At 38.2% G+C, this 23460-nt stretch carries 25 protein-coding genes; 8 read left to right on the forward strand and 17 right to left on the reverse strand.

The window, feature by feature from the left end; genetic code table 11:
* Positions 1–80 precede the first annotated feature (80 nt).
* Positions 81–602 (reverse strand): dihydrofolate reductase family protein, encoded by a 522-nt coding sequence (locus ADU73_RS01770; protein WP_046872542.1) that lies wholly within the window; start codon positions 600–602, stop codon positions 81–83.
* 247 nt (positions 603–849) lie between these two features.
* On the opposite strand from ADU73_RS01770, the gene ADU73_RS01775 reads away from it, so the two are divergent.
* Positions 850–1269 carry a type II toxin-antitoxin system HicB family antitoxin gene (locus ADU73_RS01775; protein ID WP_338045681.1) on the forward strand — a complete coding sequence of 140 codons (420 nt, stop codon included), beginning with the start codon at positions 850–852 and terminating at the stop codon, positions 1267–1269.
* A gap of 123 nt (positions 1270–1392) precedes the next feature.
* Here the strand turns inward: ADU73_RS01775 and ADU73_RS01780 are convergent, their stop codons facing one another.
* The 8 genes from ADU73_RS01780 to ADU73_RS01815 all read right to left on the reverse strand — a co-directional run bounded on the left by ADU73_RS01780 (position 1393) and on the right by ADU73_RS01815 (position 9699).
* Complete coding sequence (locus ADU73_RS01780) at positions 1393–3165, reverse strand: ABC transporter ATP-binding protein (RefSeq protein WP_046872271.1); 1773 nt, start codon at positions 3163–3165, stop codon at positions 1393–1395.
* 31 nt (positions 3166–3196) lie between these two features.
* The gene (locus ADU73_RS01785; RefSeq protein WP_052694553.1) at positions 3197–3748 is read right to left on the reverse strand and encodes a MarR family winged helix-turn-helix transcriptional regulator; all 552 of its coding nucleotides are present in this window, start codon (positions 3746–3748) and stop codon (positions 3197–3199) included.
* A gap of 185 nt (positions 3749–3933) precedes the next feature.
* Positions 3934–6468: a M1 family metallopeptidase gene (locus ADU73_RS01790; protein WP_046872270.1), complete on the reverse strand. Its 2535-nt coding sequence runs from the start codon at positions 6466–6468 to the stop codon at positions 3934–3936.
* 89 nt (positions 6469–6557) lie between these two features.
* A complete protein-coding gene (locus ADU73_RS01795) occupies positions 6558–6893 on the reverse strand; it encodes a hypothetical protein (RefSeq protein ID WP_046872275.1) in 336 nt (111 codons plus the stop codon).
* On the reverse strand, positions 6883–7185 hold the full coding sequence (locus tag ADU73_RS01800; RefSeq protein WP_046872269.1) for a hypothetical protein: 303 nt from the start codon (positions 7183–7185) through the stop codon (positions 6883–6885). Before ADU73_RS01800 ends, ADU73_RS01795 begins: the two co-directional genes overlap by 11 nt.
* Before the next feature lie 197 nt (positions 7186–7382).
* On the reverse strand, positions 7383–8570 hold the full coding sequence (locus ADU73_RS01805) for an acetate/propionate family kinase (protein WP_046872268.1): 1188 nt from the start codon (positions 8568–8570) through the stop codon (positions 7383–7385).
* 116 nt (positions 8571–8686) lie between these two features.
* On the reverse strand, positions 8687–9196 hold the full coding sequence (locus ADU73_RS01810; RefSeq protein ID WP_046872267.1) for a GNAT family N-acetyltransferase: 510 nt from the start codon (positions 9194–9196) through the stop codon (positions 8687–8689).
* Positions 9197–9216: 20 nt separating this feature from the next.
* The gene (locus tag ADU73_RS01815) at positions 9217–9699 is read right to left on the reverse strand and encodes a MerR family transcriptional regulator (RefSeq protein WP_046872266.1); all 483 of its coding nucleotides are present in this window, start codon (positions 9697–9699) and stop codon (positions 9217–9219) included.
* 95 nt (positions 9700–9794) lie between these two features.
* Here ADU73_RS01815 and ADU73_RS01820 point away from each other — a divergent pair, with 95 nt between their 5' ends.
* The gene (locus ADU73_RS01820; protein ID WP_062913119.1) at positions 9795–10523 is read left to right on the forward strand and encodes an SDR family oxidoreductase; all 729 of its coding nucleotides are present in this window, start codon (positions 9795–9797) and stop codon (positions 10521–10523) included.
* A 99-nt stretch (positions 10524–10622) separates the two neighbouring features.
* On the opposite strand, the gene ADU73_RS01825 is transcribed toward ADU73_RS01820, so the two are convergent.
* Positions 10623–11174: a sugar O-acetyltransferase gene (locus ADU73_RS01825; RefSeq protein WP_046872264.1), complete on the reverse strand. Its 552-nt coding sequence runs from the start codon at positions 11172–11174 to the stop codon at positions 10623–10625.
* A 34-nt stretch (positions 11175–11208) separates the two neighbouring features.
* Complete coding sequence (gene arsC, locus ADU73_RS01830) at positions 11209–11631, reverse strand: arsenate reductase (thioredoxin) (RefSeq protein WP_062913120.1); 423 nt, start codon at positions 11629–11631, stop codon at positions 11209–11211.
* Positions 11632–11823: 192 nt separating this feature from the next.
* Between arsC and ADU73_RS01835 the strand changes: the two genes are divergently transcribed.
* Together ADU73_RS01835 and ADU73_RS01840 are read left to right on the forward strand one after the other, a co-directional pair.
* On the forward strand, positions 11824–12243 hold the full coding sequence (locus ADU73_RS01835; protein ID WP_046872262.1) for a MarR family winged helix-turn-helix transcriptional regulator: 420 nt from the start codon (positions 11824–11826) through the stop codon (positions 12241–12243).
* 5 nt (positions 12244–12248) lie between these two features.
* The gene (locus ADU73_RS01840; protein ID WP_046872261.1) at positions 12249–13124 is read left to right on the forward strand and encodes an SDR family oxidoreductase; all 876 of its coding nucleotides are present in this window, start codon (positions 12249–12251) and stop codon (positions 13122–13124) included.
* A 121-nt stretch (positions 13125–13245) separates the two neighbouring features.
* Here the strand turns inward: ADU73_RS01840 and ADU73_RS01845 are convergent, their stop codons facing one another.
* The 5 genes from ADU73_RS01845 to ADU73_RS01865 all read right to left on the reverse strand — a co-directional run bounded on the left by ADU73_RS01845 (position 13246) and on the right by ADU73_RS01865 (position 18867).
* On the reverse strand, positions 13246–14274 hold the full coding sequence (locus tag ADU73_RS01845) for a DUF4767 domain-containing protein (RefSeq protein ID WP_056985967.1): 1029 nt from the start codon (positions 14272–14274) through the stop codon (positions 13246–13248).
* A 194-nt stretch (positions 14275–14468) separates the two neighbouring features.
* Entirely contained in the window at positions 14469–15863 is a 1395-nt protein-coding gene (locus ADU73_RS01850) for an amino acid permease (RefSeq protein ID WP_046872260.1), read from the reverse strand.
* Between the two features lie 199 nt (positions 15864–16062).
* A complete protein-coding gene (locus ADU73_RS01855; protein ID WP_046872274.1) occupies positions 16063–17070 on the reverse strand; it encodes an aldo/keto reductase in 1008 nt (335 codons plus the stop codon).
* A gap of 252 nt (positions 17071–17322) precedes the next feature.
* Positions 17323–18069, reverse strand: a complete 747-nt coding sequence (locus tag ADU73_RS01860; protein WP_046872259.1) for an SDR family NAD(P)-dependent oxidoreductase — start codon at positions 18067–18069, stop codon at positions 17323–17325.
* Positions 18070–18294: 225 nt separating this feature from the next.
* Positions 18295–18867, reverse strand: a complete 573-nt coding sequence (locus tag ADU73_RS01865) for a TetR/AcrR family transcriptional regulator (protein ID WP_062913121.1) — start codon at positions 18865–18867, stop codon at positions 18295–18297.
* Positions 18868–18982: 115 nt separating this feature from the next.
* Here ADU73_RS01865 and ADU73_RS01870 point away from each other — a divergent pair, with 115 nt between their 5' ends.
* Both ADU73_RS01870 and ADU73_RS01875 read left to right on the forward strand, forming a co-directional pair.
* The gene (locus ADU73_RS01870) at positions 18983–19903 is read left to right on the forward strand and encodes an NmrA family NAD(P)-binding protein (RefSeq protein ID WP_046872257.1); all 921 of its coding nucleotides are present in this window, start codon (positions 18983–18985) and stop codon (positions 19901–19903) included.
* 221 nt (positions 19904–20124) lie between these two features.
* Complete coding sequence (locus ADU73_RS01875; protein WP_062913122.1) at positions 20125–21303, forward strand: SAM-dependent methyltransferase; 1179 nt, start codon at positions 20125–20127, stop codon at positions 21301–21303.
* 74 nt (positions 21304–21377) lie between these two features.
* Here the strand turns inward: ADU73_RS01875 and ADU73_RS01880 are convergent, their stop codons facing one another.
* On the reverse strand, positions 21378–21956 hold the full coding sequence (locus ADU73_RS01880; protein WP_046872255.1) for a hypothetical protein: 579 nt from the start codon (positions 21954–21956) through the stop codon (positions 21378–21380).
* Between the two features lie 218 nt (positions 21957–22174).
* Between ADU73_RS01880 and ADU73_RS01885 the strand changes: the two genes are divergently transcribed.
* A complete protein-coding gene (locus ADU73_RS01885) occupies positions 22175–22606 on the forward strand; it encodes a MarR family winged helix-turn-helix transcriptional regulator (RefSeq protein WP_046872254.1) in 432 nt (143 codons plus the stop codon).
* Positions 22599–23300, forward strand: a complete 702-nt coding sequence (locus ADU73_RS01890) for a YczE/YyaS/YitT family protein (RefSeq protein WP_100077837.1) — start codon at positions 22599–22601, stop codon at positions 23298–23300. Before ADU73_RS01885 ends, ADU73_RS01890 begins: the two co-directional genes overlap by 8 nt.
* Positions 23301–23460: the final 160 nt, after the last annotated feature.

The following is a 23460-nucleotide window of genomic DNA, read 5'->3' on the forward strand; positions in this document are numbered from 1 at the left end:
AGATAATCCAACAGTAAAATGCATTTCAAACTATCAAAACAGTTTGAAATGCATTTTTGATTTAATCCTAATTCAGTTCTTTACTTTCTTTGCAAATGCAATTCCGCCAATTGGTCATAATGGTTTACTCCTATCAATTTCAACCGTGTAGCGTAGTCCCCGTCAGGAAAAAGACGAATCCCTCTCCCTAATAAAACAGGGGCAATTTGAATCCACCACTCATCAATCAAATCTTCGGCCACCAAATCGGTAACAATCTGACCACCACCCACGATCCAAATATTACCGCCAGGCTGTTTCAGTAGTTGTTGAACCAAATTTACAGGTGCAACGGATTTATAAATGGCATCCTCTTCTTTCCCCTGTCGAGTTCTTGAAAGAACATAATTAGTTTTATCCGGAAAAAGTGGCTCATCATGCATTGCCTTTTTCGTTACTTCATAAGTCTTCCGTCCCATAATCGTGGTATCAACTTGGTTTAAAAATTGATCGGTATTAGCTTTGTCGCCACCAGCAGTATCAAACAACCATTGCAAATCATGTTGTGGGGTTGCTAAATAACCATCTAAAGATATGGCACCATAAAATTGAACTTTTCGCATTAACGCATTACTCCTTTTTTACTAATTCCATGTTTCCAATTTTAAAAGATCTCATAGTCACTTTCATCTTTATTGTTTAAAATTTTATGAACGAAAAGATTACTTACATTTTCCTGATGAACAAATCTTTTTATTTAGCACGTGCTAAATACGTGTTAATATAATATTATGCAAGTATGTTTTAAAAAGTAGAAACCACTAGATAATATTTGGAAACAAGCAGGTCTCAAATAAGGCCAGAGTTATATTGAAGGGAGTAATGTTTATTATGAAATATCTGTATTTTGCCGTACTCAGCGCTACTGAAGACAAAACCAAAATGGAAGTCTCTTTTCCTGACTTAAGACCCCACGCAGCAACATTTGGTAACGATTTACCTGACGCTTTGCATATGGCACATGATGCTCTGGAAGGATATTTACTCACTGCAGAGGATTTTAAAGAAAAATTACCTACCCCGACTTCCTATGAAAATTTATCTATTAGCAAAGGGGAGTTACTGGTTCCTATTGAAGTAGATACAACACTGGCTCGTGAACGTGAACAAAACCAAATAGTAAAAAAGACATTGACGATTCCCAAATACCTAAATGACTTAGGAAATGCAAATAAAATCAATTTTTCAGCTACATTAACTAATGCATTAAAAGAAAAACTTGATGTTTAAAATTTAAATTCACTCATCAATAGACATTCGAGCTGGAATTGCTTGTGCAAAACTATTAGTCCATAAAAAAATCGCTCATTCGTTTTGAATGGGTGATTTTATGTTTCCTAAACCATTTAGTTTTTAACCTGCAAATTGATTTTCCACATATTCATGATAGATTGGTAATTTATCAATCAATTCATGATGCGTCCCATGACCACTCACTTTACCATCTTCAATAAAGTAAATTTGGTTGGCATTTACAATTGTGCTCAAACGATGGGCACTGACCAAGGTGGTCCGATTGTGCATCAATTTTTCCAATGCTTTTTGAACCATCTTTTCTGATTCTGAATCCAAACTTGCAGTTGCTTCATCAAGAATTAAAATCTTCGGATCACGGAGAAATGCGCGTGCAATGGCAATTCTTTGCCGTTGACCACCAGATAATTTCACACCTCGTTCGCCAACCGTTGTATCAAGTCCATCATCCATTTTTTCGACAAATTCCTTTGCATAAGCCATTTCCAGCACATGCCAAAGCTGTTCATCAGAATACTCTTTCTTCAAACCATAGGTCAAGTTGTAACGAATTGTGCCACTCATTACAGCGGCTTCTTGCCCAACAATACCAATCTGTTGACGCCAATTCGTTAAGTTCAAGTCTTCAATGTTGGTATTGCCAATCGTAATTTTACCACTAGTTGGTTTGTAGTAACGTTCTAACAAACTAAAGATAGTTGTTTTCCCACCGCCGGAAGGGCCAGCAAATGCGATCACTGTATTTGGCTTTGCAGTAAAGGAAACATCCTGCAAAATTGGTTTGCCATCTTCATACGAAAAGTCAACATGTTTAACTGCCAAGGTTTGTCCTTGCGCAACAACTGTTTTCCCTTGATCCTGAACTTCTTCATCGACAGAAAGGAGTTCTTGAATCCGAGCGGTTGAGCCACTCGCTTTTGCCATTGCTGTGAAGAACTGACCCAGCATAGTGAATGGCCCAATCATTTGAACAAGATACATCAAAAATGAAATCAATGTTCCAAAGGTCATTGACCCATTAGCTACTCGACTTGCGCCATAAATTAACATCCCGATCATCATCCCCATCATGACCATCTGCATAACGGGTCCGGCAACAGAATCATAAACTGCTTCTTTAAGGCCAATTTGATAAAGTTTGTTAATGTCTTCATGACCAGATTTGCGTTCCGCATCCTCGGCAGTAGAAGATTTCACTAACCGGATTTCACCTAATGTTTCGCTGGCTTCACCATTAAATTTTGCCAAGGCGTCTTGACGCGTATGCGCAATTTTACGTGATAATGAAGTGATGGGGATAATACATAAGGTAACTAATGGCACACTGATAAACATCAACAAGGTCATTTTCCAATCCATCGACAACATAAATGCCAGTGCTCCAACCAACTGAAGAATTGAAGTTACCATTGAAGGCATTGAATTGGCAAGTAAATCTTTCACTTGCGAAGTATCGTTAACCAGTCGCGAAGTGATTTCACCAGATTTAGTATCATCAAAATAACTAACTGGTAACCGCAAAATTTTATCCCAAAGGAATTTACGCAACTTACTGACCACATCTTCACCAAAAAATCCCAATGCAGATCCTGATGCTGCATTAACTATGGCGCCAACAACAAATAGCCCAATAACCAAAACCACAAGCTTAACATCGACAGTATGACCCAACTGGTTGACCAACTTTTGAGCAACCTTGGGCACAATTAAGTTGGCACCAGTGGCAATTAACCCTAACAACAGCCCCACAGTAAGCAACCAAAAATGAGGCTTTACTTTTCCGATTAACCGAGCAAAATCTTTAAAACTAAATTTTTGTTGCTTAAATTGTGGAGCCTGTTGCCCACTTTGTACTTCTTGTCTATTTTGCATGTTTCTTTATCTCCAATTATTTATAATTATGTTATTTACGAAAATTGAAACCGTTGGGAACCCCACCGAAATTTGGAGAATTAAATCTCCCATCAGCAGAATTGCCTTTCCAACCTCGTGGTCCATCCCATTTTGGTGATTTTTTTTCTAAATCTGCATTGAGTTTCGTTAGGATTTCAGTAAGTTGCTTTTGTTCCTCATCGGATAAAGCATCGAACATTGAATCCGATAAATCATCGTTAAACTGACGGGCTTTGGTGATTGCCTGACGTCCTTGTTCAGTCAAAGAGATGAATGTGACCCGTTTATCATCAGGGGACTCCGTTTTTTTAACTAAACCGTTATCCTCAAGTTTTCCAACCAAAACACTGGCGGAGCTTGGCCGAATATCTAACTCTTCAACAATTTGTGAATTCGTCAATGAGTCTTTATCAAATAACAAACGGAGGACACGTTGCTGGCCACGCTCATTACCACGCACATCATTTTCACTTTGCGTGCTTTTGATTGCTGCAAAAACAAATGCTTTCTGTTGAAATAACTTGCCGAATTGATTCATAGGTTCTTTAATATCATTTGTCATAATTGAATTCCTCTTTTTTTCTTTTTTTAGTTAGTTAGTTTCTAAATACTTTAACTAACAAAAATGATTATAAAACGTTAGTTAGTTAAAGTCAACGTAAAACTAACTATTTTTTAAATAAAAAAAAGAGTTTCTAAAATTGAACCAAAAGTTCAACCTTAAAAACTCGCTTACTGTTTATTTTTTTATTTAATAACCTTAGCTACTGCCTCATTGACACTAGCCTTTTGTGCTTCAATCAAGTCGACGCGACCTTCAATCACTTTGGTATCCATTGTGATTTCCCGTGTTAGGCCTGGTGTATTCAGCTTAGGTTCAAAGAATGCTTTGAACTCTGCCAGTCGTTCTGGGGTTCGGAAAATTCCTGCGATTACGGTGATATATGTGGTAAATTCCATATCACCACCAACCGTATCTTCTAACCATTGCCAATCATTACGAATCCAGTCCCAAGCTGCTTGTTGGCCCTTTTCGTTAGCCAACACACCGCGGAACCAAGCCCGTAAATCTTGTGGTTTAATCGTATCTGTGTCTTCAAATTTCTCGATCAACCGGGCAATTAGATCAGCATCCGGCGTACTCGTCAATGCGGAGCAAATGTCTTCTTTGTAATTGCCATCAGCTGTTTGATGATGAGCAGCAAATAATTTATCAAATAGTGCGGTACTACCGAAATTTTTAACTTCATTTCTTAAAATAAATACCCGTGTATCAGCTGGTAAAGTCTCTAATTTGTCTGCATTAGCTGTGAAGATCTTATGAGCTGCTGCAATTGCATCAGCATTTTTTGCGTACAAAGCTGCACTCAAGACATATGGCCGCGTCAATTGATCATCATTTGATTCCCCTGCTTTTGGCGTCCATCCCAAACGAGCAACTTGCGCTTTACTTAACTGGTTATATAAAGTTTGTAATTGCGCTTCTTCATCAGAATTTGGTGTGACAAATTTCTTCAGATTATTGGCGACAACATATAAAGCTGCATTGACAACGTTTGAAGTGCTATCCGCAAAGTCCTTCAACAATGGCACAACTTCAGCATAAGAGATTTGGCGACCCTCCGCCAACAAGCGCAAGTCCTGTAAAACTTGTAATTGGGAAATAGAGTCCAATGACTTCACATTATCCAAAATGTCTTTTAATAATTCACGATCATATTTAACGATGAAATGTGAGTCATTGCCCACATTCAAACGGAACGGTTTGCCATTAGCTTTCCGTAATTTAGCATAGTCACCCAGCGTGATGCTCCTTTCAGACATAATAGTTGGGGCAACGTCGTAATTACTATTCAAAGGAATCTGCCATTGACGGCCAACTTCTTTACCTTTACCACTAAAGAATTGTTTTTGTGACAAAGTAAGTTTGCCATCAACTACTGCCGCAGTTACCACTGGATATCCAGGTTGTTCCAACCATGAATTCATGATTGCGCCAATATCGAGATCGGAAGCAGTTCCTAAAGCAGCCCATAAATCTGCACCGGTAGCATTGCCATACTTATGGGTAGCAAAGTACTTCTTTAAACCAGCCCGTAAGGCGTCATCGCCAAGTAACGCGCGGACCATGACTAACATCCGTGAACCCTTAGCATAAACGATAGCACCATCGAACAACGAGTCAATTTCTGCTGGATTTTCCACCTGCACATGAACAGACTGCACACCATCAATAGCATCCCGTTGTAAGGCTGATGGCGCTTCTGAAGTTTGGAACATTTCCCAAATATGCCAGTCAGGTTCAAGCGCATCAATGGCCACATATTCCATCATATTGGCAAAACTTTCGTTTAACCAGAGATCATCCCACCACTTCATTGTGACAAGATCACCGAACCACTGGTGAGCCAACTCATGTGCAATTACGGTTGCCACAAGTTGTTTGGTTTCAAGAGCCGTGTTGTCAGGATCGAGGACTAAGTATGCTTCACGATAAGTGACAAGCCCCCAGTTTTCCATTGCGCCAGCCGAGAAATCTGGTAAGGCCAGCTGCCATGAATGTGGCAATGGATACGGTGTTTGGTAAAAGTCTTCATAGAATTCAATTGAACGTTTAGCAATGTCCAGAGGAAAATCGAGTTCGTTAGCCTTATGGGCCTTCGTTGCAAACACACCAACTTTTACACCACTCTTCGTCGTTGTCTGCTTACTTTGGAGATCACCAAATGCAAAGGCAACCAAATAAGTAGACATCCGCACGGTCGTATCAAAGTAATGCACGCCATCTTCAGTGCGCACTTCTGGCATATTACTGATAATTGTTTCCCCAGGTTGTTCATCAAACTTAATTGATAAAGCAAATGTCGCCTTTGCTTCCGGCTCATCCACACAAGGGAATGCTTGCCGAGCAAAGTTCGTTTCAAACTGAGTCCCAATAATTTGTTTTTTGACACCACCGACTTCGTAATATGAAGGATAAATTCCCATCATACTGTCAGTGAGTTTTGCCGTATAAGTAATTGCAATTGTAGTTTCGCCAGTTTTTGGTAAATCAATTTGAATCGCATCAGTATCGTTATCAGTGGTAAATGGCACGTCATTCCCATCAGCTTGCACAGAAGCCACGACCAATCCGTTTTGGTGAATGGCAATTTCTTGGGCCTTCGCCTCACCGGTAATGGTTGTTTGGCCGTTAAAACGTTTTGTTTCGCGATTGATATCTAAGTAGACATCATAGTGACTTGGTTGAAATTTCTCATAGAAACGTTTGAATTCTGTCATGAAATTCTCCTTATTTTTTTAGAATACTGCCATTATACGACTTTTAGAGGGAAAAGCCTATATTGGAATCCTCTAGATAAATGTCCTAATCACTTGTTTTGCAAACGAGCAACCAAGAAATCATGGAAACTTATTCGATCTGCTTCACTTAAATGCCCAAAAGAATTCCCTACCATCTTTGTAGGAAATTCCAAAGGTTGTGAGTTTGTGTCAATCCAGGACGGCTTTTTAAGCCCTGTTTGTTGCCAGTCTGTTATTTTAAAGTAATTTTGTCTAATTTGCTGAGATTTATTTTTAAATTGAGAAGTAATTTTAAACGCTAATACAAAATCATCCTTAATTTTGACAATTAAAATTGGTCGGCGTTTCCCCTGGTCAATATTAATATAACGAACAAATGCAGTTGCAACATCATTAATCTTCACGCAACCATTCCTCAACTTCCTTAGCATTTGTCGTCTTCTTGTGTAGCATTGCATCAGACATTTCGCCAATTTCATGATCAATTTGTTGCATATAATCTCCCTTTAACCTTTGATATTCAGCATAATCTTGGGCACTTATCACAAATAAATCCTGATTGGGTCCTTCACCTTTGTTAGGTAAAGTTACCCGAATCGGAGAATTATTGTTGGCCACCTGTTTCAATAACTTTGATTGTTGTTTCCGAAAATTTGATGGTGTGTACGTTGGTGTCAACTTATTTTTCGTATCCATGATTTCATCTCCTAGTATTTGTACATTATTATACCTAAATTTTGTACATAATACCAACAAACCAATTTAACCAATTAATTTTAAATACGCATAAAATCTAAATTTACATGATTAAATAGACTTAACTTGCATAAAACCAGTTAATAAAAGCCCTCAAAACCGAATCTTATCGAATTTGAGGACTTTTTTGAATTATCTTATAAGCGTGCATAGACATCGCGGGCTATCATCAATTCTTCGTTGGTAGGAACAACCATCGTCTTTACCCTTGCATCCGAAGCACTGATATCACGTTCTTTGTCGCCAGACTCATTTTTAGCTTGATCAATTGTCGCTCCCACATAGCTGAAAGAAGCCATAATTTGAGCTCGCATTTCAAAGCTATTCTCTCCGACACCGCCGGTAAAAATCAATGCATCAACCCCATTCATCAAAGCAATATAACTACCCACAAATTTAATCACTCGATTGGCATACATATCAAGCGCCAACTGAGCTCTTGGTTGAGTTGTTGCTAATTTTTTTAATTCTCGTTGGTCATCAGAAAGACCTGAAACACCCAATAATCCAGATTTATTATTTAAAATATTTAACATCTCATCTGAATCTTTCAGTTTTAATTTTTGGGCAAGATACAACACCAGTGACGCATCAATTTGGCCGCTACGCGTATTCATCATCACGCCATCAAGCGGTGTGAATCCCATTGATGTATCCAGCGACTTTCCATGACTAACCGCAGTGATACTCGAGCCTGCCCCTAAATGCATGACAATTAATCGTAAATCTTTTAGGGGTCGCTTCAAAAATTTGGCTGTCCGTTTAGACACATAGCGGACACTGGTTCCATGGGCGCCGTACTTACGAGCCCCATATTTTTTGTAATAGTCATAAGGAATGCCATACAAATAGTTTTCTGCAGACATAGTTTGATGAAATGCAGAATCAAAAACGGCCACCAGGGTCGTCCACGGCATCAATTGCCTAAAAAGTTCAATCCCACCCACTTCACGATGATTATGGAGGGGCGCGAAAACGCCCAAATCATCAATCTGCTGCAAAACATCTTTCGTAATCACTACAGATTCTTTGTACACTTCGCCACCGGCAACCACACGATGGCCAATTCCCACAATTTCATGCAGATGCTCAACCAATTTTAGTCTTTTCAATTCATCCATTAACACCATAATGGCATCTTTAAGACTTAATTCTTTGTCAAAACTCTTATTTCGTTGTTGATCTCCAAATTTAACCGTAATTTCAGCCTTAGAGTTATCAAAAAAATCAACTAATCCTGACGCAATCTGCTTTTCATCAGGCATTTCAAATAAACGCCATTTTAAAGTAGAGCTACCCAAATTTACCGACAAAATTTTGGCCATGTTTCCACCCCTCGTGTTAATTATTTACTTTGTATATTAAGCTAATTACAAAGAATAATCACGAAGGAGGCTCACTAAATTTTAGGTTAACAGCATTCTAAAATTTACTTAAAAAATTATTTCAATAAGTTAATCCAGTATCGTTTTAATTGATAGCCAGTTGCCTTCTCAACCAAAGTATTTTCATAAACACCGCCAGCAGATTCAATAATTTTTTGACTCGCTACATTCCAGTCTTCAGCAGTAATCAACACCTTCTCAATCTGTCGTTGCCGAAATAAGTTTAAAGCTTGCTGCATCATTTCATTGGCAATCCCTTGTTTGCGGTAATCAGGTGCCACACCATAACCAATATTGCCACCAAAATTCAACAAATAATCATTTAATTCCCAGCGACAAGAAATACCACCTTTAATAATATTATCTTCAATATAAAAATACTTGGTAGCAGGAACTCTTGGTGGCTCTGGATGACTACTGTTTATTCCGAGTTGCGTTATAAATTCTACAAAACTAGTTTTTAAAGGTTGCGAAACCGATACCTGGGTCGGTTCATTTTGCCAGGCAACAAGCCACTTTTGATAAATTTCTTCATCCTCAAGGGTTAACTCCCTTATCTTAGGCATTTTGGATACCTTCTTTCAGGCTAATCGTTTAGATCGATTAACTTATGAATATCTTTAGCATTCTTTAATTTTGCGCGGTACTGATCGTGAGTCGTTGGATCCACAAAATTAGTTCCCGGCGTAAAGTGAATTGTTTCCGTACCAGCTTCCACAGAGGTTTTGTAATACCACTTTTTGAATCTTAAGAAATCTAATTGATCCTGCATTTCTTGGACTTTTCCTTCTAAAACACTCTCTTCTTTGTCTAAATAATCATAGCGTTCTTGCAAAGTTCCATCACCTTGTAAACACAGATTAATAAATTTACTAATGTCTTTGATCGGAACGCCACTTTTTTTCAAACAATTAATAACTTTTAGAAAATTAAAATCATTATCTTTAAATTTACGTCGTCCAGCAGCATCGCGATCAACGAAAGGTAACAATCCTTTTTTATCATAATACCGTAGCGTTGAGGTATTGGTCCCCATTTTTTCTGCAACTTCACCAATTGAATAATTCATTTTATTATCTCCATTTGTTGTTTGACTTAAACCCGGGTCCAAGTCGTATGATAACAAAGAATCAAGTAAATATAAATATGAGGAGGAAATAATTCATGAAAAGATTAACCGGAAAAGTCGCCATTATTACGGGTGCTAGTTCTGGATTCGGCCGTGGAACCGCTCTTGCCTTTGCAGCTGAAGGTTGTAACTTGGTTCTCACTGCCCGTAGAAAGCAAAGATTGCGAGAAGTAGTTACCCAATGTGAAAAATTAGGAGTCGAAGCAATATATTTTGCGGACGATGCTCAAGAAGAAAACACCGCCCTTGAAACAGTCAAATTGGCTATTAAGACCTTTGGAAAAATCGATATTTTGATCAATAATGCAGGGATTGGTCGAACACTTTCCCTAACTGACACATCGATGTCTGATTATGATTTGATCATGAATACAAATGTGCGCAGCGCTTTTGCGTTTACAAAGGCTGCTGTTCCAAATATGCTTGAAAGACACGACGGACAAATTATTTTAGTTTCGTCAGTAACAGGAATTGTTGGCCATGCAAACGAAACAGCTTATACAGCCAGCAAATTTGCTTTACGTGGATTGGGTCAAGCTCTAGACAAAGAATTGCTTGATCAAGGCATTCGCACCTGTGTTTTCTGTCCACATGCAGGAGCAACTGAATTTAAAGTTGGCCATGGACGAACCACGGAAGGCGTTGCAGCATCGGGCTTCTTAACACCAAAAGATGTTGGTCAGGCTCTTTTAAGTGTCTGTGTACAGCCTAAGAATTCTCGTATCGTTGAATTACGATTGGCTTCCAATAACGTTAAGTACTAACCTAAAAAATAAGACTCAAAAAGAAGTTTCTAACATTTCTTTTTGAGTCTTATTTTTTAGATTATTGGGAAAGTTTCCTATTATGAATAGGAATTCCAACTACAAAGATTTAATTTTACGAGCAGGAACACCCCCGACCAAAGCATTATCGGCAACGTCTTTGGTTACAACTGCCCCGGCAGCGATCACCACATTATTACCAATCGTGACCCCGGGCATAATCGAGACTTTGCCACCGATCCAAACATCATTGCCAATTGTAACTGGGGATGCTTGGGCCAAATACTTTCTTCGCCCTTCTGCAGTCATCGGATGATTTACCGTATAAATATCAACGTTCGGCCCAATCATGACATGACTCCCAATGTTGACCGGTGCGATGTCTAAAATCGTTAAATTATAATTACTTAAAAAATCTTCGCCAACATGAATGTTCTTTCCATAATCACAATTAAATGTTGCTTGAACTGAAACTCGTTCACCAGTGGAACCAAATATTTCTTTGATTTTTTGCGTTTGAGCTGTCGGATCAGTCGCAGAAATTTCATTAAACTCCTGACACAATTTAGCAGCTCGTGCTTTTCGCTTCGCAACCTCTTCATCTAAAAAGTAATATTCTTCACCAGCTGTTAATTTTTCTAACTCAGTCATTCTTATCACCTCAAGGTTCAGATTACCACTTAAACTAGGGTTCAAGTCCAGAGTTTAGTGCTAGCTTTTTGATTCGTTGCTCAATTTCATCACAGACATCCCTAAAAACCTGCAAAACTTCAGCTTCTGTCCCGTGTGCTTGGGCTGGATCTGGTAACGGCCAATGTAACTTTTTTACGGTAGCAGGGGTTACCGGACAGCGATCACGGGCATCACCACACAGTGTTACCACCAAATCACTACTATTCAGATAATTTGAATCAATTAACTTTGACTTATTTTTAGAAATATCAATCCCTTTTTCTGCCATCACTTTGACAGCTTTCGCATTTAACCCATGGGATTCAATCCCCGCACTAGCTACTCGCCATTGATCACCAAGAATTTTTTTGGCAAAGCCTTCCGACATTTGGCTTCGACAGGAATTACCTGTACAAAAAAAATAAATTTGCTTCATATTTAAAACCCTCCATAGATGTTTACCATAAGAATCACAATTCTTCTACCTGCAGCAACTTCCTACCCAGTCCAAACCAGTATACAAATATTTCAGTTAATCGCAAAACAAAAATTGGTAAAAATACCAACAAAATCTTTACCTTTTCCAGTATAGTTAGTACACTAACTATATGTAAAGGAGTTTACTTATATGAACAATACTGGATACTTACTAATGAATATTTCAAAAAAGTTAAAATATAATTTGAATAGCGCATTAGCTGACTTGGATATTACTGCTCAACAATGGTCAATTATTCAACAGTTACACCATTTTAATGACGCAAAACTTCAAGTAACTGCTAACCAATTAGCCACCATTCTTGATATGGATAAACCGACAATATCCGCGATCATCAAGCGTCTTACCATTAAAAAAATTATTTACAAAAAAAAAAATAATCAAGACAGTCGTGCGTTTGATCTATCTCTAAGCCAAAAAGGTACTGAAATATACACAAAAGCCGTTATCATTAGTGACAAAGTTTTAACCCAATTTATGAAACAACTTACACAAGCTGAAAAACACGATTTAAATCAGATCCTACAGAAACTTAATCGAGAGAAATAAACATAATGGAAAAAATATTAGTCCTTGGTGGAACCGGAAATATCGGCTTTCCACTAATCAAAGAACTTTCAAAAAATAACAACGTTGAAATTATTGCCGGCGTTCATCACCCGGAAACCGAAACAAGCCAATTTGAAAATATGCAAAATGTTACGGCGGTTAAGTTTGATTTCTTGGATTCAACCACATTTGCCAATGCATTAGCAGCCGTTGATCGTGTCTTTTTTGTGCGCCCACCACAACTATCAAAACCCAAGGAGGACATGTTTCCATTCTTAGATCAGGTTAAAGCACATAAAGTTAAGCAACTCGTTTTTGTATCGTTAATTGGGGTTGAAAAAAATCCAATGACTCCTCATCACAAAATTGAGAAACGCATTCTTGAATTGAAAATTCCACACACATTTATTCGGCCAAGCTTTTTCATGCAGAATTTAAATACAACCCATTTAGCCGATATCCGTGATCATCATACATTATACATTCCAGCCGGTCATTCGAAGACTAGTTTTATCGACACACGAGATATTGCAGCGGTCGGAGCTAAATGTTTGTTATCTGATAAATATCTTAATCAGGATCTTGAAATCACCGGAGACAAGGCCTTGTCATATGATGAAATAGCTGTCATTATGTCAAAAATTCTCAAAACAACTATTACATATAGTAAACCTAGCTTATTAGCATTCCGGAAAACCATGTTAGCTCGAGGGGTAAAAAAAGACTATGTTAACGTCATGGTGATGCTTTATCTAATCACTCAGCTTGGTAATACCAACAAAACAACTTCGACCATTGAAAAAGTTCTGGGCCGAAAAGCTACCTCCTTTGAACAGTATGTTAAGGATTATCAAGATGTATTCTTAAAAATTAATCATTAAGCTACTCTAAGACCTCCAGATGCATCAAAAGAAACCAATTCAAATGTGTATTACTGCACATTTGAGTTGGTTTCTTTTTTAAACTACTTTATTTTTTTATTTGGTCCAGGGATTTCATTTACTAATCCTCTTCTGACTTAGATTCATCGCCATACTTAAAGTCCTGCAATTGCATAGCAACCGCTTTGTTTGGATAAGCATTCAAGGTAAACCAAGCCCCAGCACCTCCGGCTGTCATCATCACCGGAATTTGGCAACCATCATAATAATGATAACGCACATATTCATACGTACCATCGCCAGCTGTCTGATGTGCGCCCCGAACATCAAGCCACTTAATATTTTGAATTTTGAGATACGTAAGCTTAACGTCGCTAATCTTTGATTCTGGTTGACTATCAACTTTTTTATCAGAGGTATCATAATAATACCAAGTTCCTTGATACGCGTTTGGCCAACGTTGTGGGGAAACCTTCACAGAACTGCTAACATCCGTATTTAATGAAGCATCCGTCAATACTGCTGGCCTTGTTCCTGTAACAATTCCAGCAAATCCGGCTTGAAGATCTCCATTTTGAGTATCTTGAACTTCTAAAGTATTGCCATTAGTTGTTTGCGTCATCAAAACAACTGGTCGTTTATTGTGAATACAGAATAAATAACTGGTTGGAAAATTAGTTCCCGGTTTACCACCCGTTGCCACTGCGACAATTTGAAATTCATTTCCATTTTCTCCATTTGTAGACCAGGTTAGATTAATTTTGCGACTTCCCCATTTAACCTTGCCATCTAATTGACCATTCTTAATTACATCAGGAAATACATACCCTAAATGATTGGGTTTCTCACCATTATATGTTCCCTTATAGGTTTGGCCCATTTCTGATTGCCATGTCTGCATAAATTTGGCAAGCTTTTGTTCCTTAGTCTTATTCCAAATTGTTGTAGATACCGGTTTAGATTGTGCAACAACTTTTTTCTCACTGCTACTACTTTCACTGACCTGTGAACTCACTTTATTAGTCTTTTTCGTTACCACCGATGACCGAGACTCCTTGGAACTCGGCTTGCGTGAGTGGCTAGCTGCATTCGTTGAACAGCCACCCAATAGCAAAACGCCAATTAACATACTCCACCATATTTTTTTCATACCTTTTTGAATGAACCTGTTTTTCATTCTGCCAAATTCATTCATCCTCCTATTCTTTTGATGATTTCTTGCCTACTACTTTAATGATTCGAAACTCACGTGGTATAAAAATTATGTAATGAACTGATACCGTATAAATTATAGCATAAAAAAGCCCTTACATAGTAAGGACTCTAAGGCTTTATCTATTTGATTCAATCTTGTTGAACGTTTTTACCCCAGTGGCGAACCAGATAAATCAGAGTCGCTACAATTAAGACTGCCGCGCCCACAAATACCGAAATTCTGGTATCAGGGTTAACAAACATAAAGGCCACAATGACGGTTAACATCACCAGCGCAAAGTAATTTGAATATGGGTAAAATGGTAGTTTAAACGGATGCGTCATCATGATTTCAGAATTGTTTTTTCTAAATCGAAGTTCTGCCAAAAGAATCACGAACCAGGGCACCATTCCAGGCAAAACTGAGGAACTGAAAACAACCACAAACAGATTTGAAGTCGACTTACTGTAGATTGTGGCCACTGTATCAATAACAAACCCAATCAATATCCCGCCCGAAATGCCGAGAATGGCTATATTAGGCACAATTCGTTTCGATAACTTTCCAAAAAAACTTGGGGCATCCCCTTCATGCGCCAGTTTAAAAAGCATCCGACTAGATGAATAAATCCCAGAATTGGCTCCCGATAAAGCAGCCGTTAAGACAACAAAATTAATTACCGAGGCCGCCGAAGTGATTCCCACTTTGGCAAACGTAGAGACAAAAGGTGACCCCACTGAACTAAGCTGATTCCAAGGATAAATGGTCACAATCACGAAAATTGCCCCAACATAAAAAATTAAAATTCGCCATAACACGGATTTGACCGATTTCACAATGGCCTCTTGCGGGTTGGCAACTTCTCCCGCCGAAATTCCCAGCAATTCGATGCCTTGATAGGAACCCACAATGATTGACATGGAAAAGAAAAAGCCTTTAAATCCGCCCGTAAAAAAACCGCCATGGCTCCAAAGATTACTAAAACCAACGGGATGACCGCCGTTTCCAAAGCCAAAGAAAATGATCATAAAACCTAACAGAATCATCATAATGATTGTAATCACTTTGATCATCGCAAACCAAAACTCCAGCGACCCATATGCCTTGGCACTAGCCAGGTTGGCAAGAACCAGAAATAAGATTATGCATATTCCCGCTATAAACGGGTTAATTTTTGGCCACCAATACTTAAGATACTCAGTTGCAGCCACAACTTCTGACATTCCCACCACTATGTATTCAAAAACATTGGCCCACTTAGCGAGGTACCCCGCAATGGGATGGACATACTCAGTCGCATAATCGGCAAACGAACCCGTCCCAGGATTAACATAAACCATTTCACCAAGCGCTCGCATGACAATGTACAAAATCAAGCCTACAAACATGTAAGCTAAAAGAACTGATGGCCCGGTCCATTTAATTGTTGAGGCGGATCCCATAAACAGCCCAACACCGATCGCGCCTCCCAATGAGATCATTTCCATCTGGCCAGCCGTCATTGAACGCTGTAACTTTGGTGCTTGATTTGCTTTTTGTTTCATAATTTCCTCCAAAGTTAAAAAGTGGTTTTAGCCTATGTAAATTTAACTAATCCGCTTATTCAATAACGCTAATATTAATATAGTAAGATATAATCTAGTTTCAATCAAACTGAATTGGTCTTTTAAAATCAAAAAAAGCCCTTCAAAAAGAAGGACTTCTCATACACTCCAATTCTATTTTCAACATGCGGCCAACTTTTTATTTCTTTTCGTCAACCAATACAGTTCCTTGATCTGGATTATGATCACCCGCACCCACAATTTCGTGGGGAACGTACAACTCTTCCAAATAGTTAATATCATCTTGGGTAAGATGAATCGACAAGGCTTTAACTGCATCATCCAAATGGTTAGCCTTGGTAGAACCAACGATTGGCGCCGTAACCCCTTTTGCCCATTGCCAAGCTAAGGCAATTTGGCTCATCGAAACGCCGTACTTTTTTGCCAGTTCATCCACACGCTTAACAATTCCTAAATCTTCACTTTCAGCACGATCATATTTGCCCATCGCGACTCGGTCCGTTTGACTACGCAACGTGTTTACTTGCCATTCACGATGACTTAAGTGCCCAGCAGCTAACGGACTGTACGGCATAAGGGAAACACCCCATTGCTTACAAATCGGAATTAATTCTCGTTCATCTTCGCGATATAACAAATTATAGTGATTCTCCATTGTCTGAAATTGAGCCCAGCCATGATCTTTAGCAACTTGCTGCATGTTATGAAACTGATAACCATACATTGCCGAAGCACCAATTGCCCGTACTTTACCAGATTGAATTAAATCATTGAGTGCCGACATTGTTTCTTCAATTGGGGTGTCATAATCGAACCGATGAATAATATACAAATCTAAATAATCGGTTCCTAATCGCTTTAAAGAGCCCTCAACTTCACGATGAATGGCCTCATTAGAAAGCCGACCAGGATTGAAATAAACTTTCGAAGCCAAAACAACTTTGTCACGGGCCACTTGATTTTCTTTTAATGCCCTACCTAAATATTCTTCGCTCGTTCCTTTTGAATAAACATTAGCCGTATCAAAAAAATTGATTCCTAGGTTTAAGGCATGTTTGATAATCTTTTCACTGTCTGGATAGTCAAGACTCCAATCGTGCATGGTTCCAGGCTTGCCAAAACTCATCGCTCCGATACATATCTTGGAAACCTGAATATCCGTTTTTCCTAGTTTTGCGTACTGCATATCCGTATTCGCCATTCTAAATTCTCCAATCTAGTTTTTATCCAACTTAACCACTTTTAAATTCTGGTCAATCAATGCTAATAAAGCGTTTTCTTAGTTTCACAGTAGATTCTACTCCTTGAAGTACACTTCAAGTCAAGTAATCCACAATTATAAAAAAATTACCTCGAAAGTTTCACAGTAACTTTCGGGGTATAGGTATTTTTTTATAAAATTTTAAAAGCAGTAACTCACTTATAAATCAGCAATGAATTACCAAGGTAACTTTCCGTCTTCTTCAGTAAATGTGCCATTAAGATCATTTTTAGGATCACTCGCAAGTTCAACTGCGCGTTTGGCACCTTGCTCTACACCCTGAGCGCCATTAGCCTGGAACGCCTTTTTATTAATTAAATCAGTCGCTGTCATCCCAGGATTAATTGAATTTATCGTCACATTTGTATCCTTTAATTCTTTGCTGTACGCAATTGTCATAGAATTAACGGCTGTTTTTGAAGCTGGATAAGCAAACGCATCAAATTTGTATAACATCGAGGATGGATCCGAAGCCAGTGTGAGAGAACCCATGTCACTGGCCACGTTGATGATTTTACCAAACGGAGCCTTTTTTAATAAAGGCAGCGCAGCATTTGTCATTGCAACTGTCCCAAAAAAGTTAGTATCAAAAACTTTGTGTAAGGCGGCCGAAGTTGTTTCACTTGGCTTACTTTGAGGACCACCAAGCCCCGCATTATTAATTAAAATATTTAAATAACCGTATTTTTGATCAATCGTTTTGATTGCCAGATCAATACTTTCTTGTGAGGTGACATCACAATTAACCAAATCAGCATCAACACCCTGATCTTTTAAATCAGCGATTGCTTTTTTCCCTAATTTCATATCGTAGGCGCCAATAAAAATATGTTGCCCACGTTTGCCTAATTGCTTCGCATATTCAAATCCTAATCCACGTTCTGCACCTGTAATTAAAGTGATAATTTGTGTTTGACTACTCATAAACATTTGCCTCCAAATTTAATTTATTATTCAAAGTCCTTATTCCAACTTTATTTTAAGTGTCTGGCTATTCTTTGTTAATTTAATTGTGAAACATTTGTCTTTCCTATGTTACATAAGAATTTTAAATTAATTGTTCTTCATTTGAATCAAAAAAATGACCGCAAATTCTTTACAAGTTCACCAAAAAATTTGAGTCATTTATTAAGATTCAGGGAAAACGCCTTAATCATTGAATTTATCACCAAAAACTAATCGTAAAATTTGTGATCCTGTCACGTCTTCTCTCCGATAGCGTTTTTGAAAAATATTATTACCATTCCTCCGCGCCACTGCAAAAATCGATGCAATGTAGAGACTGGCATCGATTTTTGGTAGTACCCCAGTATCAATAGCCGTTTGAAATAACTGCACAACAGGATTTTTCGGATCATTTAACCCATCACCATCAAAATCTGGCAAAAACTTAATTTGCTCAATAATCCCCAAACTGTCTGGATTGGCCACGGCAAATTCAGTTAACACTTGGACATAATGAATTAATCGTGTTTTCACTGACAATTCAGTATCGATGACACCTGCTTCAACAATCAATTTTTCTAATTTTTGTTGTTCACGATTAAACACGGCCATTAATAAAGCCTGTTTACTGGCAAAATATGTGTACAAAGAAGATTGCCCAATCCCAACCCTTTTTGCCACTTTTGTTGTGGACACTGCGGCCGCTCCTTCGTGAGTGATGATAGCCGCTGTTTCTGCTAATATTTGTTGTCGCTTATTTTCGTTTTTAATTTTCATATGTTTAGCATACACGAAAAAAATTGCGTGTTCAATCTTGACAACCGATAAATCTATCGGTTATAATCTTCTTTGTTATAAACGATAAATCTATCGGTAAAGGAGATCTTTCATTTTGAAAATTACACTTTTAGGTTCTGTCGGAAATATTAATCAGTACACAATTCCTGTCTTAGTCAATGCAGGGCATGCTGTCACCGTTATCACGCATTCTGAGAAGCGAACAGCTGCAATTAAAGCATTAGGCGCCATTCCGGCCGTTGGTTCAATGACTGATGAAGCATTTTTAACCTCACAATTCACTGACGCAGATGCTATTTATTTAATGCTGAGTGGTGGAGCTAACAACGACGCCTTGCAGGCTGCAAAGACCCAAGGACAAATATTTTACAATGCGGTCAAGACAGCCAACGTCAAGAATATTGTTGATCTCAGTAGTATCGGTGCCGATTCGACTTATGAAAAAGTTGGCGCCCTATCTTACTACCATTTTATTGAAGATGCTTTGAATCAATTAACAGATGTCAACATTGCCTTCCTTCGTCCAGTCGGTTTTTATTCTAATTTATACAGTAATATTGCAACAATTAGACAGGATCAGCAAATTGTTTCCACAGTTCCAATTAATATCAAACGTGTTTTTGCTGCTCCAAAGGATATTGCGACCAAAATAGTCGCTTTGTTACAAGCAACACCCAAAGGTCACACCATTAATTATGTTATCAGTGATGAAATTACCGGCCAACAGATGCTATCAACATTTCGGGATGTTCTCAATATGCCCCAGCTAAAATACGTTACAATCAGTGATGAACAATTACAAGCGGGAATGATCAAACAGGGCGTCCCAAAAAATGTTGCTGAAGCACTGACAATCATGAATCGTGCCCAACGAAATCCCGAAAAATTCTATACCGATTTGCGTGCCCACCAACCTGAATTCGGACAAGTTAAATTTACAGATTTTGCAAAAGAATTTGCGGATGTTTACAACGGTACGGCACAGGGAAAATCAAATACATTGGCAGATCATTAATAGTTGTTACACACATTGCTTGTCTTCCACAGACAATCGTTTAATCTTTCATGACTTAAAACCTTTTATAAAGGAATGAAAAAATTCGTTTTCACAACTTATTTGTAATATTCTCTCCAGATAAAATAGTATTTTTAGTAATTTTAAATTTAAATTCTTAACGTAAGGAACATAAAAGTTTAAAATAAACCTGTTACTATTTTTAAATGGAGGGAAAAATTGTGTTAGAAAAAACAGTTTATAAGAAATTATTGAGTCATGCGTTTGATTTTCCAGTGACCGTAAAGTATTGGGATGGCAAATCCGAAACTTATGGTGAAGGTACGCCTCAAGCTGAAATTGACATTAACAAAGAACTTTCAATGAAGGAAGTTGCTAAACATGCAACTTTAACTTTGGGTGAAGCTTATATGAATGGTGACATTGATATTAAAGGCTCAATCCAACAGGTTGTTGCTTCAGCCTACCGCCAATCTGGCAGTTTTATGCACGATAAGAGCTTTCTGAAGTTTATCCCCAAACAAGGACATTCAGAAAAAGAAAACACAAAAGATATTCAGAGCCATTATGATATCGGTAATGATTTCTATAAATTATGGCTAGACCCAACCCTAACCTATTCATGCGCCTACTTTGAACACGACGATGATACCTTAGAGCAAGCACAGTTAAAAAAAATTAACCACATTTTGAAAAAGTTAAAACCAGAACGTGGTAAAACTTTACTTGATATTGGTTCTGGTTGGGGAACCCTCCTCTACATTGCGGCCGAAGATTATGGCCTTCATGCTACTGGTGTCACGCTTAGCGAGGAACAATATAAATATACGAAGGACCAAATCCAAAAACGCGGTCTGGAAGATTTAGTTGATGTTAAATTAGAAGACTACCGTGAAACCACCGGCCAGTTCGACTACATCACCAGTGTCGGGATGTTCGAACATGTTGGCAAAGATAACCTCCCTGGCTACTTTAAAAAAGTTAACGAGCTCTTAAAACCAGGTGCTCGTGCTCTGATTCATGGCATTACTGGCCAACATAATGGTGCCGGAGTTGATCCATGGTTAACCAAGTATATTTTCCCTGGCGGCTACATTCCCAGTGTTTCTAAAAATCTTGATTACATGATTGAAGCAAATCTTCAAATTGATGATTTGGAACCCCTTCGTCGTCATTATCAAAAGACCCTTGAAATTTGGGATCACAACTTTAACGGGGTCCGTGATCAGGTCCGTGATATGTTTGACGAACGTTTCTGCCGGATGTGGGACCTTTATCTCCAAGCTGCTGCTGCTTCATTTGAAGCTGGTAACATTGATGTGATGCAGTTCTTACTAACCAAAGCCCCAAGTGGTGAAGGTTTGCCAATGACCCGTGATTATATGTACACAGAAAAATAATTAGCTACAAAAAGAAGCAGAATAATTCTATTCTGCTTCTTTTTTCGTGGTTATCTTTTAGCTAACCTTGTTTACTAATTTCGATTAAATTTTATAGGTTTTAACACATATATCAAAAAGATTGCTAACATCAATAAAAAGCCACTTAATACTCCATCAATCCGGTCATTTCTTTCTGAAGTTTGTGGTAAAACACTAGATTTAGATACCGTCCGCGAATTATTAGTAACCACTGAACTCTGTGGTTGACTATTACTGCTGCTTACTGTTTTGATTGAATTTGCATTACTTGTATTTCGGTCATTTTCTTTAGTAGCCTGCACGTTCTTAGATTGTGCTTGCGTACCGGATATTTTACTAGTTTCCTTATATGCAGTTGTCCTTTTTGCACTAATTTCATAAGGTACAGAGGACATTTTGCTGGATCTTTGGCTGGAACTATTTTCACTTGAATTCATCGTTATATGTGGCCTGCTGGTTTCGAATGGTACAGATTGCGCTCCAGACGTTAAACTAGATTCCTCACTGGAATCAAGCTCGGCACTATTCCCATTAGCATTCGTACTAGCATTCGCAACCCCTACAGAACCACCTACTCCAATTAAACATACCAATGTGGCAAAGATTAAAGAATTTTTCTTGATTTTTCGCATAACAAACTCCCCCAAAATTTATTGGAATCAACACCAATTCAGATGGCAATTTCACCTACATGTTAACACTAATTCAATTAAGCATCCGTTCAATTTTAAATCAACTAGAGATTCATTGGATGCTCGAACTTGACATTATTCCAAAAAAGATATTTAATGGACAAGTCCACTAGTTTTGAAAACATAACTATTTAACTCAAAAAATTGGAGGAAAACTCATGGAACTATTTGAATTTAGTAAATACATTTCGTCAGTTTATCGACAATCTAAAAATGACTTCAAACAAAAAATTACCGAACTAGATGTCCGAGCCACTCAAAGCGATTTACTGATGTTTATTCATGATCATCCCGGCTTGACCCAACGTCAAATTGCCGGTGACATGACGCTTGATGCAAGCTTAGTAACTAAAGATATCAAATTACTAATCGATAAAGGTTGGGTACAAAGAAAAGTTGATGCCAACGACCGGCGAGCTCGCGTAATCACGTTGACTGAAACTGGCGCAGAATTGGCTCAACAATTACAAAAGACAATGGGCGATTGGTGGGCTGATTTATTTCAACGGAATCCAGAAATTGATAGTGACGTCTTAGGCCATCAATTGGTGTTAGTTCGGAAAGCATTGGAGGAAAAACAAAATGAATAAAGAATGGGGAATTACAGGAATCATAAAACATTTTGCCTGCTTAATATTTGGCATTGGCCTAATGTCTGCAAGTGTAGCATTATCTAAAATTGCGTTGTTGGGAACATCACCAATATCCAGTATTCCAAACGTGCTCAGTGAATTAACTTCACTGACAATTGGGCAATGGACAATCTTATTCATGATTATTTTAATCGGGCTGGAATGGGTCGCCTTACGAAAAGATTTTGGATGGCAAAACGTTATCCAGATAATTCCGTCCTTGTTTTTTGGAGTAATGATCGATTGGTTTGTAAAGTTTTTCAGTTTTATTAAACTACCAAACTACGGGGCTCAACTTATACTCACCCTCATCAGCATTTTATTGCTGGCCTTCGGTGTTTATTTCGAGGTTAATTCTCGCACACTAACAATGGCTGGTGAAGGAATCAGCGTTGCATTTGCACTTGCCAAGAAAACACCATTTACCCAGATGAAAGTTCGCGTTGATCTTACAATGGTAATTGTGGCACTTGTTCTCAGTCTTGTTTTTACTCACCAATTAATTGGTATCCGCGAAGGAACTGTGTTGTCAGCGCTTCTTGCGGGTCGAATTGTTGGTCTGATTGAGGCACATTTCCCTAAAATGACAGCCTGGGTACGCGGCACAGATGAACACCATAATCCGAAAACTGAACAAGCCTACCAAAACTAATCACTAGTAAGCAAAAAACGACCTGCAAGTTATTCTTGCGGGTCATTTTTTACATTCTACCTACTCAATGGAAATTCCTTATCCAAATTAAGCTAGACACACCATTGAACAGTATTATTAAATTTATTTGAGTCAATAACTCACATTCACAAATTCAAGT

Origin of the sequence: Pediococcus damnosus (assembly GCF_001611155.1) — a bacterium.
Classification (GTDB): Bacteria; Bacillota; Bacilli; order Lactobacillales; family Lactobacillaceae; genus Pediococcus; species Pediococcus damnosus.